This is a genomic window from Luteolibacter sp., from assembly GCF_058122085.1.
Map to the genome: position 1 here is coordinate 1 of NZ_JBIKBQ010000110.1, position 13,827 is coordinate 13,827.

General features: G+C 63.0%; 12 protein-coding genes and 1 pseudogene. 12 read left to right on the top strand and 1 reads right to left on the bottom strand.

All coding sequences use genetic code 11. From position 1 onward, the window contains the following. The first annotated feature begins 478 nt into the window (after window positions 1-478). The 11 genes from AC4DF4_RS15015 (at window position 479) to AC4DF4_RS15065 (ending at window position 12,669) form a co-directional block, all read left to right on the top strand. Window positions 479-2,185: an ABC transporter permease gene (locus tag AC4DF4_RS15015; RefSeq protein ID WP_490048926.1), complete on the top strand. Its 1,707-nt coding sequence runs from the start codon at window positions 479-481 to the stop codon at window positions 2,183-2,185. Window positions 2,186-2,484: 299 nt separating this feature from the next. After that, on the top strand, window positions 2,485-3,036 hold the full coding sequence (locus AC4DF4_RS15020) for a hypothetical protein (RefSeq protein ID WP_490048927.1): 552 nt from the start codon (window positions 2,485-2,487) through the stop codon (window positions 3,034-3,036). Between the two features lie 105 nt (window positions 3,037-3,141). After that, a complete protein-coding gene (locus AC4DF4_RS15025) occupies window positions 3,142-4,311 on the top strand; it encodes an aminotransferase class I/II-fold pyridoxal phosphate-dependent enzyme (protein WP_490048928.1) in 1,170 nt (389 codons plus the stop codon). Between the two features lie 5 nt (window positions 4,312-4,316). Continuing rightward, window positions 4,317-5,084 (top strand): CAAX prenyl protease-related protein, encoded by a 768-nt coding sequence (locus AC4DF4_RS15030; RefSeq protein ID WP_490048929.1) that lies wholly within the window; start codon window positions 4,317-4,319, stop codon window positions 5,082-5,084. Window positions 5,085-5,104: 20 nt separating this feature from the next. Beyond that, complete coding sequence (locus AC4DF4_RS15035) at window positions 5,105-6,091, top strand: SAM-dependent methyltransferase (protein WP_490048930.1); 987 nt, start codon at window positions 5,105-5,107, stop codon at window positions 6,089-6,091. A 64-nt stretch (window positions 6,092-6,155) separates the two neighbouring features. Beyond that, window positions 6,156-6,884, top strand: a complete 729-nt coding sequence (locus tag AC4DF4_RS15040; RefSeq protein WP_490048931.1) for an RDD family protein — start codon at window positions 6,156-6,158, stop codon at window positions 6,882-6,884. Further along, the gene (locus AC4DF4_RS15045; RefSeq protein ID WP_490048932.1) at window positions 6,881-7,852 is read left to right on the top strand and encodes a stage II sporulation protein M; all 972 of its coding nucleotides are present in this window, start codon (window positions 6,881-6,883) and stop codon (window positions 7,850-7,852) included. Before AC4DF4_RS15040 ends, AC4DF4_RS15045 begins: the two co-directional genes overlap by 4 nt. Further along, window positions 7,842-9,269: a DUF4129 domain-containing protein gene (locus AC4DF4_RS15050; RefSeq protein ID WP_490048933.1), complete on the top strand. Its 1,428-nt coding sequence runs from the start codon at window positions 7,842-7,844 to the stop codon at window positions 9,267-9,269. Before AC4DF4_RS15045 ends, AC4DF4_RS15050 begins: the two co-directional genes overlap by 11 nt. Window positions 9,270-9,289: 20 nt before the next feature. Then, window positions 9,290-10,354, top strand: a complete 1,065-nt coding sequence (locus AC4DF4_RS15055) for a DUF4350 domain-containing protein (protein ID WP_490048934.1) — start codon at window positions 9,290-9,292, stop codon at window positions 10,352-10,354. 11 nt (window positions 10,355-10,365) lie between these two features. Further along, window positions 10,366-11,358, top strand: coding sequence for an AAA family ATPase (locus AC4DF4_RS15060; RefSeq protein WP_490048935.1), 993 nt, complete (start codon window positions 10,366-10,368; stop codon window positions 11,356-11,358). A gap of 6 nt (window positions 11,359-11,364) precedes the next feature. After that, window positions 11,365-12,669, top strand: coding sequence for a DUF58 domain-containing protein (locus AC4DF4_RS15065; RefSeq protein ID WP_490048936.1), 1,305 nt, complete (start codon window positions 11,365-11,367; stop codon window positions 12,667-12,669). Window positions 12,670-12,834: 165 nt separating this feature from the next. Here the strand turns inward: AC4DF4_RS15065 and AC4DF4_RS15070 are convergent, their stop codons facing one another. After that, window positions 12,835-13,080 (bottom strand): hypothetical protein, encoded by a 246-nt coding sequence (locus AC4DF4_RS15070; RefSeq protein WP_490048937.1) that lies wholly within the window; start codon window positions 13,078-13,080, stop codon window positions 12,835-12,837. A gap of 205 nt (window positions 13,081-13,285) precedes the next feature. Between AC4DF4_RS15070 and AC4DF4_RS15075 the strand changes: the two are divergent. Beyond that, a pseudogene (locus tag AC4DF4_RS15075) lies at window positions 13,286-13,827 on the top strand (hypothetical protein); the annotation flags it as partial.

Genomic DNA, 13,827 nt, shown 5'->3' on the forward strand with positions numbered 1-13,827 from the left:
ATAAATGGATGGCGTTGAGACGCCGGAACACCTTGTTGTCACATCCACAATCCATTGCAACTTCGAGTTCTTCGAGCGTGCAAGTATCGGGATTAGGGAGCTGGTGAGGGCGAGCGATTCGCGAGTGTCGAGTGATTCAAACAGTCGTAACAGTCTTTTTTGAGGGTTTCGGAAATTATTTTTGGCAAAGGGTCTAAATACCTTGAAAATGTCCGGTAATCAGACCCTCGTTGTCTGGCGCACTTCAGATGAATCCACTCCTTCACATCGCAAGCGCATCGGTGGTCACAGACCGACGCAGAAGATGGGACGCTTGTAGCGGCGCTCTGCGAGCGTCGATGCCGATGAAGATGCGCGAAGCCTCTTCATTCGCACCTTTTCCGCACCTCGGCCTCCGGGCTAGTCAGCGACGGTCACAGTCCGACGCTACAGATGATCCAACATCGACGGTCACAGACCGTCGCTACAGAAGCACATCATGAAACGCGGCACCGCCATCACCATCTCGATCGTCGTCAGCGTGCTGTTCGCGGTGTTTTTCATCTATCCGGCGGGGATGATCGTGAAGCAGGCCTTCGAAGGCACGCGGGCGGATGGCTCGCATTTCTTCACTCTGGATTTCCTCGCCTCGGTTTTCCGGAATCCGATCTATCGCGAGGGACTTTGGAATGCCTTCGCGCTGGGAATCACGAGCACGCTGGCGACCTTGGCCATCGCCTTTCCGTTGGCGCTCATCGGTCATCGTTACGACTTTTTCGGCAAGCCGGTGCTAGGAGTTCTCGTCCTCGCGCCGATGATCCTGCCGCCGTTCGTCGGCGCGGTCGGGGTGAAACAAATGCTCGGGGTGAACGGCGCTTTTAACGCGTTGCTGATCGACAGCGGGCTGATGGACGCGGCGCAGCCCTACGATTGGCTGGCGAACGGCCGCTTCGCCGGGATCGTGTTGATGAATGCGCTCCATCTCTATCCGATCCTCTACATGAACATCGCCGCCGCGCTGGCGAACCTCGATCCGGCGATGGAGCAGGCCGCGGAAAACCTCGGCTGCCCGCCGTGGAAGCGCTTCTTCCGGATCACCCTGCCGCTCGCCATGCCCGGCGTGTTCGCGGGTGCATCCATCGTATTCATCTGGGCCTTCACCGAGCTCGGCGTGCCGCTGGTTTTCGATTACGCGCGGGTCGCGCCGGTGCAGATTTTCGACGGGCTCAAGGGACTCGACAGTAACCCGATTCCCTACGCGCTCACCGCCGTGCTGCTCATCGTCGCCGGCGGGGTGTTCGCGTTGTCCAAATTGATTATGGGTCGCTCGCCGCTCGGCACCGCGCCGCGGCCGAAGGGGCGCTCGGCTTCGTTGCGCGTCGGCGGCTGGAAATCGGCGGGCTGCTCGTTGTTTTTCCTCGGCGTGTTCGTCGTCGCGGCGATTCCGCATCTCGGCGTGGTGCTGCTTTCCGTCGCCGGCCGCTGGTATGGCACGGTGATTCCCGACGAGCTGACGCTGCGCCACTACTTCGAGGCGCTCGGCAACGGGCTGGTCGTCCCGTCCATCCAGAACAGCCTGCTTTACGCCGGCTGCGCGACGCTGGTCGCGCTGGTCATCGGGTTGTCGGTCGCCTGGGTGGTCGTGCGCTCGGATTTGAAATCCCGCGGATTTCTCGACGCGGTGGTGATGCTGCCGCTTGCCGTGCCCGGGCTGGTGATGGCCTTCGGCTACCTCGCGCTTTCTCAGGAGGGGAAGGCGTTCCATTTCCTCGTCGGAGCCGGCGGCAGCCCGTTTCTTTTGATCGTCGTCGCCTATGCCTTCCGCAGGCTGCCTTATATCGTTAGGTCCGCCGTCGCCGGTCTCCAACAGAGCAATCCGATGCTCGAAGAAGCCGCGAAATCGCTCGGTGCCACGCCGCTGCGGACGCTCCGCCGGATTTCCATCCCGCTCATCGGCGCGAACCTCGCCGCCGGGGCGATCCTCGCCTTCGCCTTCGCCATGCTGGAGGTCAGCGACAGTCTGATCCTCGCCCAGCAAGCGCAGCACTACCCGATCACCAAGGCGATTTACACGCTGCTCAGCACGCTCGGGAACGGCACCGAGCTCGCCGCCGCGCTCGGCGTGTGGGCGATGGTTTTCCTGTCCGTAGCGATCATGGGAGCCGCCGTCCTCGGCGGGAGGCGTGGCGGTTTGTTCAAGGTGTAGCCGTGCGCGATGTGTCGACACTTGTGCGCGATGAACCTGTCTTCCAACGGGAGAAACCACTCTTCTTTCAGGACTTTGAGTCAAGCGGGCGGATCAGTTGAATTTGGAAAGACTTGACTTGAATCCTCGTTTTCTCCGGTGGGCTGGGCGGCTCGGGCGGGGGCAAGGGTTTTGGCAAGGGCTTGGGCGACGGAGGGGGCGGCCTGGGCGCGGCCGGGGCCACCTTGTTCGGCCTCCAGATGGAGGACACCCGGAAACTCGCGGTTGTCATGGATGTGTCCCGTTCGATGACGGGCTATTTGCCGATCGTCGCCAAGCAACTCGACAAATTGGCCACGCGCGGTCCGCTGTATTTTTTACTTCGGTTGCGGTCTTGCGGAGGAACCCAAAAAGAGCGATATCAGCGACAAGGTTCTTTGACCAAGGGCTCCGCCTTTGACGGCTTCTGGCAGAACTGGCAGGGTAACGCTCCCCTCAACATCAAACCCGCGGAACAGAAAAAGCTCACTTATGATCCAAAGGCGAAGATGCCCTTGGCCGCCATCCACGAACAGATGTCGAAGCGGCTCGATACTTATTTCATCGATTTCAACGGCATCCAATACGCGCAGACGGCCTTGTTGTGCAAGGAACTGAGGGATGCGGACACGATTTGCTGGTTCGCCGACTTTCAGGACAAAACGGACGAGGCGGTCATGAAAGACGTGCTCAGGCAACTGAATTCGCGCAAGCAAAAGCTCTACTTGCACGCGACGATCGTTGGCAGATCTTACGAGGTCATTCGCGACAAAGTCTGTCTCCCGAGCGGAGGCAAGGCGATCTTGAAGGATTTGAAAAAGGGGAGGAAGTGACTCCTGGCGCCGGACCGCGGCGAGGCGAAATAAAAGCCTGCCCCGGGATTGACGGGGGCGGCTCAGCCCGCTGAGATTCCCGCCCGCCGTCCGGCGGGCTTTGCCATGGACTATCAAGCGAAAATCGCCACCAACGTCGCCTCGATCCCGCGCTCGGGAATCCGCGACTTTTTCGAACTCGTACAAGGCCGCGATGACGTCATCTCGCTCGGCGTCGGCGAGCCTGACTTCGTCACTCCATGGCACATCCGCGAAGCGGCGATCTACTCGCTCGAAAAAGGCCAGACCACCTACACCTCCAATCTCGGCCTGCTCTCGCTGCGCAAATCGATCGCCAAATACGTGGAGAATTTCTTCCACGTCAGCTACGAGCCGGCGACCGAAGTGCTGGTGACCGTCGGCGTTTCCGAGGCCATCGACATCGCCCTGCGCGCGCTGCTCAATCCCGGCGACGAGGTGATCTATCACGAGCCCTGCTATGTTTCCTACAGCCCGAGCATCGTCATGGCGCACGGCGTGCCGGTGCCGGTGCTGACGACCAAGGAAAACGCGTTCTCCCTCAAACCGGAGCAAGTCGCGGCCGCCATCACCCCGCGGACCCGGATCATTTTCATCAATTTCCCGACCAACCCGACCGGTGCCTGCGCTTCCCGCGAGGATTTGGAAGGGATCGCCAAGCTGGCCATCGAGCACGACTTGATCGTGATGACGGATGAGATCTACAGCGAGCTCCGCTATGACGAAACCGAGCCGCACCTTTCCATCGCCGCGCTGCCGGGGATGAAGGAGCGCACGATCCTGCTGCATGGATTCTCAAAGGCTTTCGCGATGACCGGCTTCCGCCTCGGCTATGCCTGCGCGCCGCAGCCGATCATCGAGGCGATGATGAAAATCCACCAATACTCGATGCTCTGCGCGCCGATCATGAGCCAGAACGCCGCCATCGAGGCGCTCGAAAACGGCCAGCCAGCGATGATCGAAATGCGTAACAGCTACCACCAGCGCCGCGATTTCCTGGTCAAGCGGCTCAACGAGATCGGCCTCGACTGCCACCTGCCGGGCGGCGCGTTCTACGTCTTCCCGGACATCCGCAGTACCGGCCTGACGAGCAAGGAGTTCGCGATGAAACTGCTGGAAGAGGAGAGCGTCGCCTGCGTGCCGGGCAGCGCCTTCGGGGCATCCGGCGAGGGTTTCCTGCGCTGCTGTTACGCCACCGCCTTCGACGACATCCGCACCGCGACCGACCGGATCGAGCGCTTCGTCGGCAGACTCTGACCGGCATGGGCGCGCAACCGCAGGTCAACGATCCCGAGCAGCTCACGCGGGCGCACGTGGTCCCGTTCGCGGTTTTCATGGGTTTCATGATTCTGTTAATGGCCGTCGGCGCGGCCGTCGAGTGGAAGCACCCGGACGCGCCGTGGTGGCGGCAGGATCCCGCGCAGTTCGTCTATCCGATCCAGACGCTCGTCACCCTCGGCGTGCTCGTGCATTACCGGCGGCTTTATACGTTCGACTGGTCGTTGAAATGGGCGCTTGCCGGCATCGCGTTCGGCGCGGTGGGCATCGGCTTCTGGTTGCTGCCCACGGTGCTCTATGATGCGTGGGGATTGACGGGGAAAACCGAGGGCGTCCTCAAAATGCTCGGCGTCGCGGAACGCAAGGAAGGCTTCGATCCGGGACTGTTTGAGAATCCGCTCGCCTACTGGAGCGCCTTGGTTTTCCGGTTCATCCGGGCCGCCGTGGTCGTCGCTTTCGTCGAGGAAATCTTCTGGCGCGGTTTCCTCATGCGCTTCGTCTGCGATTGGGAAGGGAACTATTGGAAGCAGCCCTTCGGTCGAGCCCGCTGGCTTTCCTACGGCGTCGTCACCGGGCTCTTCATACTGGCCCACGCGCCCGTCGATTACGCCGGAGCGTTTGTTTACGGCAGCCTCACCTACCTGTTTTGCGTCTGGAGCAAGAACCTCGGCGCCTGCGTCGTCATGCACGCCACCGCGAATTTCCTGATGGGGCTCTACATCATGAAGACCGGCAACTACGGGCTCTGGTGACTCGCTGACGAAATCCGATGATGAATCCTGTCAAATCCGAGTTTGTTTTCGCCCTGGCCAATCCGGGTTCGGAGAAGGCGCTGAAGCTGGAGGTCGAGACGATGAAACTCGGCTGGCGGCCGGGCTATCAGCGGCGTGGGTTTGTGACGTTCAAGGCGGACGAGCCCTTTTCGTTCGACTCGCTCGATGTGGAAGCCGCCACCGCGCGGCGGCTCTGCCTCTCGTTAGGGAAGGCGGCCACGCGGGAAGAAGCGGTCGCGCGGCTCGGCGAGACACGGATCATCCATCACGCCCGGTTTGCGGACCGAAAGATGCAGGGGGTGTCCGACGTCGAGATTCCAGCGAAGCCACAGTTCGGTGAAATCATCGGCACGGTGGTCGAGCTGGGAGCCTCCGAGTTTTGGGCGGGGCTGCACCGCCACGCGCCGTTTTTAAGCCCTGATCCGGCGGGCGATGCCGGGGTCGCGATGCCTGCCGAGTCGCCTTCGCGGGCCTGGCTGAAGCTGGAGGAAGCCGCGCGGTTTTTCGATTTGAAATTCAGCCGCAAGGACATCGTCGTCGAGCTCGGCTGCGCTCCGGGTGGCGTCGTCCTCGCGCTGATCAACCGCGGGGTGCCGGTCATCGGCGTGGACCCGGCAAAGATGGCGGACGTCGTGCTCGCCTCTGCCATCGGGGAACGGCAGGACGCTCCGGCCGACCGGGCGTGGTTTTTCCAATGCCGCAAGCCCGCCGCGCTGACCAGCAAGCGCGACCTCGGGCAGGGCGTCACCTGGTTCATGTCCGACATGAACCAGTCGCCGGAGGTGGTGCTCAAGGAATGCGCCCGCTTTTGCAAAATGGCCCCGTCGATCCGCGGCGTGCTGATCACCCTCAAGCTAACGGATCTGTTGCAGGTGTCCGACAAGTCGCAATGGTTCGCCTCGCTCGCGGAGATGGGATTCAAGACCCTCCGCCTGCAGCAGCTCAGCGTGCATCACAAGGAATTCGCGCTGCTCGCACTCAGATAAACTGTCGCAAGCCCGCGCTTTACCTCGCCGGCGGGCGGGCTAACTTCGGCGGCGAGACCCGACCATGGCGGAACCCGAAAAACTCGACACCTTGCAAGCGGTGGAGCTCGCCGAGGGGATTGAAATCCGCCTGCGGATGGCCGGGCCGATGCTGCGGGCGGGCGCTTACGCGATCGACTTCCTGATCCGCGGAGCGGTTCTCGCCGTCGGCGGAATCGCGGTGGCTTTCGCAGGCATCGCCATCGGCGGAAACATCGCGGGCGGAGTGATGTTGCTGGCGTGGTTTCTGATGGACTGGCTTTATCCGGTGTTTTTCGAGGCGGGCAAACGCGGAGCCACGCCGGGCAAGCGGGTGCTGGGACTGCGGGTGGTGCAGGCGACGGGATCGCCGATCACCTTCGGCCAGGCGGTGGTGAGGAATTTCCTGCGCTTCATCGATGGCATGCCGTTTTTCACCTACTGCTTCGGACTGACGAGCTGCCTGGCGACGAAGCGCTTTCAACGGCTCGGCGATCTGGCGGCGGGCACGGTGGTGATCTACGACCGGATTCCCGCGCCGCCGATGGTCGCCTCGCCGCCGCCGATCGTCGCGGTGCCGCTGCCGGTCGGCCTAACCGCGGATGAGACGCGGGCGCTCGCCTTGTTCCGCGAACGGGCGGGACTGTGGTCGGACGGCAGGCGGGCGGAGATCGCGGACCAGGCGGCGGCGCTGAGCGGCGCGACGGGCGCGGAGGGCGTGCACCGGCTGATGGCGATGGCGCACTGGGTGCAGGAGAAAAGGGGGGGACGATGACCTCCGGGGATTTCGAGTATCGCAACGAGGCGCGCTGGGCGGAATACGAGCGGCTGGTCAATCTGATGGAAAAGGGCAAGGCGGGGCCGGAGGCGGAGCAATTGCCGCGCCTGTTCCGCGAGCTGAGTCTGGACCTTTCGCTGGCGGAGTCCCGGATGTACGGCGCGCGCGTCACCGAGCGGCTCAACGAGCAGGTGATCCGCGGCTACGAGCTGATCTATCGGACGCGGCGCGGGACTTGGGAGAACGCGGTCTCGTTCGTGGCGGTGAAATTCCCGCAGGCCGTGCGGCGGGAGTGGCGCTTGTTCTGGCTGTGCAACGCGGTGTTCTGGCTGCCGTTCTTCGCGATGATGCTCTCGGCGGAGCACGACATCCGCTGGATCCAGGCGGTGCTGGGCGCGGACGGGATGGCGGGGATGGAGCAGATGTATGGCGGAAGGGAAGAGCAACTGAGCCACCTGCGCTCGGAGTATGGCTCGAATTTCATGATGTTCTGCTTCTACATTTACAACAACGTGGCGATCGACTTCCGGATCTTCGCGGGGGGCATGGCGGCGGGTGTCGGCACCTTGTTCTTCCTGCTGTTCAACGGCCTGCACATCGGCGCGGCGGCGGGCTACGTGAATCACGCGTGCAATCCGGAATCGTTCTGGTCCTTCGTGGCGGGGCACTCGTCGTTCGAACTGCTAGGAATGGTCGTGTCCGGAATGGCGGGGATGCGGCTGGGCCTGGCAATCCTGCGACCGGGCCGCCTGCCGCGGGTCCGGGCGCTAACGGAGGCGGGGAGGCAGGCGCTGCCGTTGATTTACGGAGCGGCGCTGATGACCACGCTGGCGGCAGTGGTGGAGGGATTCTGGTCGGCGCAGGGGATTCCATCGGGCTTGAAATACGGTGTTGGCATCATCGGCTGGGTCCTGCACATCGCTTATTTTTCCCTGGCAGGAAGGAGGTCCGGCCATGCGGCTTGACACGGTGACGGCGGAGATCCGCCCGCGCAGCGACTGGGAGGCGGTGGATCTCGGCCTCGCGCTGGCGCGGCGAGACTTCTGGCGCTGCATCGCGGTGTGGTGGCTGGCGCTGGGTGTCCCGACCGCCGCCGGTGCCTGGCTGTTATGGGATCATCCCATGGTGCTGCTCGCTTTGTTCTGGTGGTGCAAACCGGCGGGCTCGCGGATGGTCTTGTTCGAGCTGAGCCGGCGTTTGTTCGGCGAGGAGCCGACGTGGCGATCGGTCTGGCGGGAAATCCCGCGGGCGTGGACCAGGCGGTTTTTCTATCGATTCCTGTGGGCGCGGTTCTCGCCGTGGCTGCCGGTGACGCTTGCTGTCGAGGACTTGGAAGGCTTGCGCGGGAAGGCTTACAAACAACGCTGCGGCCAGGTCGTCCGCCGGGGCGAGGGCGTGGTGATGTGGCTCTACTTCCTCTCGGACATCGCCGCGGCGTGGCTCGGGTTCGGGATTCTCGCGCTGTTTCTCATGCTGATGCCGGAAGGTCAGGATGGCGCGTGGGCGCTGGCGGTTGAGTCGTGGGACCCGAATTTCCCAATGGATCTTCCGCTGCTGATCACGCGGACGGTGGTGGTCTGCGTGATGATCGCGATCCCTTTGGCAGACGTGTTCGTGACCGGCGCGGGATTCGGGATTTACATCAACAACCGGACGTGGATCGAGGGCTGGGATGTGGAGCTGGCGTTCAAGCGGCTCGCGCAGCGCTTGGGGAAGACCGCGGTCGTGATGCTTTCGTTTTTCATGATCGGCTTCTCTGTCCATGGCGCGGAACCGCTGCCACCGGCGGAGGTCATCCGCGAGGTGAAGGCGGACGAGGCGTTCAAGGTGCACACGGTGACGGATAAGGTCCCGAAGCCCCGGAAGTCGTCTATCAAATGGTCCGGCGACTGGGTCGAAATCCTGATGCAGGTTTTCGCGATCTGCGCGGCGGCCCTGCTGGTGGGATTGCTCGGCTGGATGTTGTGGAAATACCGCCACGTTTTCATCCTGCGCGGGCCGGGCGTGAAGGAGGACAGGATCGCGCCGCCCGCGCGGGTGGTGATGGGGTTGGAGGTTTCCCCGCACACGCTGCCGGCCGACGTGCCGGGCGCCGCGTGGGTGCTGTGGCAGGAGGGGCGGTGCCAGGAGTCGTTAGGTCTGCTGTATCGCGGCTCGATTTCCCGGGTGATGGAGTCGGGGCGGGTGGAAATCCACGAGTCGGACACGGAGGGCGACTGTGTGCGGCGCGTCGATCAGGCCGGCGCGGCGGTGCATCCGGAATATTTCCGCGGCATCACCGGCGCGTGGATCCGACTGGCCTACGCCGGAGTGAGCCCGGCGGATACGGAGGTGCGGGCGCTGTGCCTGCAATGGCCGTTCAATGAAGGGAGGGCGCTTTGAGAATTCTGGCTCTGCTGGTGATGGCGTTCGCTCTAGCGGCTTGCGACTACACCGAGGTGAAGCGCGAGATCGGCTACAAGGGCAAGGCGCGGATCAATCCCTGGCTCGCCGCCGAGCGCTTCGCCGCGCAATACGATGGCGAGGTGCGCTCGCTGGCGGCGTGGACCGCGCCGGAGTTCGAGGATGCGGTATGGTTCGTCCCGGCATCGGTTTTGAGCAACGCGAGTTTCACCCGCCAGATCGAGGACTGGGTGGAGGAGGGGGGGCATTTGGTTTTGCTCGTTGAACATGCGGAAGCGGAGACGAATGATTGGTCGGATGACCCCGCGGAACCGCAACTGGAGCCAGCGCTGGTCAGGATGTTAGTCCGTGCGGGCGTCGAGTTGAGCGAGCGCAAAAATCCCAAGGAGCCGGTGACCGAAATCGAGTTCGATGGTGAGTCTTTCGAAGTGGCCGCGAGTTCCAAGACCGCCGTGGCGCATCATGGCGGTGAACCGGATGTTTTCGCATCTGTTTCCAGCGGCGACGGGCGGATGACGGTGCTGACGGACGGGCGTTTGTTCCGCAACCGGTGGATCGGCGACAAGGATCACGCGGCGTTGTTGGAGGCCCTGATTCTGGCGACGGAATACGAGGGTTCTATCGGATTTGTGCGCGGATCGGGACTCTCGCTGTGGGGGCTTCTCGGCAAACATCTGTGGCCGGTGCTGATCGGCCTCGGCGTGCTGACATTGCTGTGGCTGTGGAAGAGTTTCACCCGCTTCGGCCCGCTGGAAGCGGCGGACGGCGTATCAACCCTGCGCGGTTACGATCACCATTTGGAAGCGCTCGGCGACTTTCAATGGCGGTTGGACCGGGCGGCGGCACTGCTGGTGCCGCTGCGCGCGCAGATCGTCGAGCGCGGGCAGCGACTGAGCGTCCGGGCCGGGCGGCGCGATGATGATTTCTTCCAGTTTCTCGCCGATCGCGCCGGGTTGCCCCGCGAGCGGGTGTTCCGCGCGTTGGCGGAAGCCGCCCCGCCGGACTCTGGCATTCTAACCCGCACGGCCGCCGACTTGCAGCGGTTGCTCAAAGTTCTCCACTGACCCAAAAATTCATGAATCCAGATCCCTACGCCCCGCCCAGCCATGAAATGCCGCCTGTCCGCAGTCTCGCGGAATTGATTCACCGGATGCGCGAGCAAATCCGCGGCGTGATCCTCGGCCAGGATGTTGTCATTGAGCAAGTCATCGCCGCCTTGCTCGCGGGCGGCCACGTCCTGTTGGAAGGAAAGCCGGGGCTGGGGAAAACCCACCTCGTCACCACGCTCGCCAAGACCTTCGGCGGCGCCTCGGCGCGGATTCAGTTCACGCCCGACCTGATGCCGTCGGACGTGACGGGCTTTCGCTTGTTCGACATGAAGAGCCAGACCTTCCAGCTCAGACAGGGTCCGGTTTTCACAAATCTTCTGGTAGCCGATGAAATCAACCGCGCCCCCGCGAAAACCCAGGCAGCGCTGTTGGAAGTGATGCAGGAACAACAGGTCACCATTGATGGCGAAACGCTCAAACTCGCGCCGCCATTTATGACCCTCGCCACGCAAAATCCGGTCGAGCACGAGGGGACCTATCCGCTGCCCGAGGCCCAGCTCGACCGCTTCATCATGAAGGTGCTCATCGACTATCCGGTGCGCGAGGCGGAGTGCGAGATCGTCACGCGCGCCTCCGGAGAGGCACCCGGCGGATCGGGAGGGGGCGTTTCGGTGATCTGCGGTCCGCGGGAAATCGTCGCGGCCCAACAGGCGACGGCGGCTGTACAAGTCGTGCCGGAAGTCGTCGGCTACGCGGTGGCGCTGGCACAGGCGACGCGCGAATCCCGCTCGATTTCACTTGGCGCGGGAACCCGCGGAGCGATCAGCCTGGTGCGGATCGGCAAGGCCTTCGCCGCGTTGGACGGCAGGGACTTCGTCACGCCCGACGACATCAAGCGCGCGGCGTTGCCGGTGCTGCGCCACCGCGTGCAGCTCACGCCGGAAATCGCGATCAGCGGGCAGGACGTGGACGAGGTGCTGCGCGCGATCGTGGAAAGCGTCCCGGCACCGAGGCAATAACATCCGATGAGTCCGGCACCACGATTAATAACACTTGTCTCGGCGTGGCTGCTGCTCGCGGCGGTCGCCGTGGCGGTGCCGTCGCTGACCGGACCGTGGTTGTGGCTCGGCGGGGCGGGGGCGCTTGTGGTTCTCGTCGACGCGATTCACAACCGGTTCACGAAGCCGTTGGAGTTGCAGCGTCGGTTGCCCGGACGTTTCGCTTCGGGAGAAGCGGGGGAGGTGCGGTTGGTTTTGCGGAATGAAAGCGGCCGCTCCGCCAAGGTGGAGGTTTTCGACGGCATTCCGCAGGGCGCGGCGGCACCGGCATTGCCGTGGTGCGGCGAGGTGCCGGCGAACCGGGAAATCAAGGTGTTTCACCCGGTGACCTTGTCGGCGCGGGGCGAGGCGGTGTTCGGGCCGGTGGAGGTGCGGCGGTTTTCGTTTCTGGGATTCTGGACGAGGAAAACCCGCCATTTGTCGGCTGAAACCGTGAAGGTCTATCCAAACTATGAGCCGGTGATCCGTTTCGCGCTGCTCGCCATGCAGCACCGCGAGAGCCCGATGGGCATCGTGCGGCGGCCGCGCGCGGGATCGAGCCGGGATTTCCATCAGCTCCGCGACTACCGGGACGGCGACCAGCTGGGGCAGATTGACTGGAAGGCTTCCTCCCGGCGGCAGGTGCTGATCAGCCGCGACTATCAGGAGCAGCGCAACCAGTCGGTTGTTTTCCTGTTGGACACGGGGCGGCGGATGCGCGCGCTCGACGGCGGGGTGCCGCAGTTCGACCACATTCTCAACGCGATGCTGCTCGTCTCGCACGTGGCGCTGCGGCAGGGCGACCAGGTCGCGGTGAAATCCTTCGGCGGGACCGACCGCTGGCTGCCGCCGGTGAAAGGCTCGCACGCGATGCCGGTTTTGCTGAACCATCTTTATGACTATCAGACGACCGCCGCGCCGAGCGATTTCAGCGGGGCGGTGGAGCAGTTGATGACCCGCCAGCGCCGGCGCTCGCTGGTGATTTTACTGACCAACCTGCGGGGAGAAGACGGCAAGGAATTGATACCGGCCTTGCAGGTTTTGAAATCCCGCCACCTCGTCCTGCTAGCGAGCATGCGCGAGCGGGTGGTGGAGGACGCCATTGCCGATCCGGTTGAATCCTTTTCCTCGGCGCTGAAATTCCTGGCGGCGGACCGCTACGTGCAGGAGCGGCGGGAAATTCTCGCCAGCCTGGGGGCGGCGGGCGTTTTGACGCTGGACTCCACGGCGGGCGAGTTCGCGGTGGCGCTGGCGAACTGCTATTTCGACATCAAGGCGGCGGGGAGGATTTGATACGCGATCGCGGTATTGAGATGCGGCCGGTTTGTGGCATTCTCATTTTCGTAAGGGATAGCACATCAGCCCCCCCAAAGGGCCCGCGGGCGTCGGAACAAGGGATCCGACGCCCGTGGTTTTTGTATGTGCTTGGACCTGTTGGCTTCAGTCCTCGACTACATTTCAAAACGGCACCTCTCCCGCCAGTTCTCGCGCTTCCTCCGCCACGCGCTCTGCCTCGGCCTGCAAGCCGACAATCTCTTTCTCCAGCTCTTCCTGCTGCGAGGCGGCGATGGTGTCGATCACGGCGGCGTCTTTCTCGGCGAACAGGAAGACTTCGTAATCCGGGCTAGCGCGTAGGGTGTCGAGGGTTTCGATGAGCTCCAGGATTCTGGCGTGAATGTCGGAAATGACCGCGACGGATTGCATGTCCCGTCATTAAAGAATGGCTGTCAAGTGGACGCCGCCCATCCGAAAGGAAGTGCAACCTTGCGCGGCGTGAGATACCGATCATGTTGAAATATGACACCGATCCATTCAACGAATTGTCAATCCGTGAACAATGACCCTATTCATGACCCACGGCGGATTTTTAAAAATCTGGTTTTCAGCTGATTGAGCCAAATTACTGAACATGTTCTGCGCCTTCGGGCACAACTCGCGCATGGCCACATCCCGCTACCGCGTCCTGGCAATGTCCGAACAGCATGTCCTTGAGCATGTGCGCGTTCGATTGATCGATCCTGACGATGCCACCGAACGTGATCGTTACCGCGCGCTCATCGAAAAACATCACTATCTCAATAGCCAGTTGTTCCGTGGCACCTGCTACAAGGCGCAGGGCTGGAGATTGTTAGGTGAGGCCAGAGGGCACGGGCGCGCCCGGCAGGATTACTACACCACCCACAACTGCCCCAAGCAGCTGTGGGTGCGCGAACTGCGTCCCAAGGCCTGTGCCACATTGCGGGCCGCCCGCCTGCCCGCCGATTTGCAACACGTCGAGGACGCCGTCATTCCACGCGCCGATCTCACGATGGTTGGAATCCGGTGGCTGTTAGTTTTGTGCCGGCAGGTTCCGGATTGGCGGGCCAAGAAGGGCAAAGACTACTCCTTGCAATGCCTCCTCTCCATCATGGTCATGGCCACCCTCGCCGGAGTGGCGCGGGGCCAGCGCGA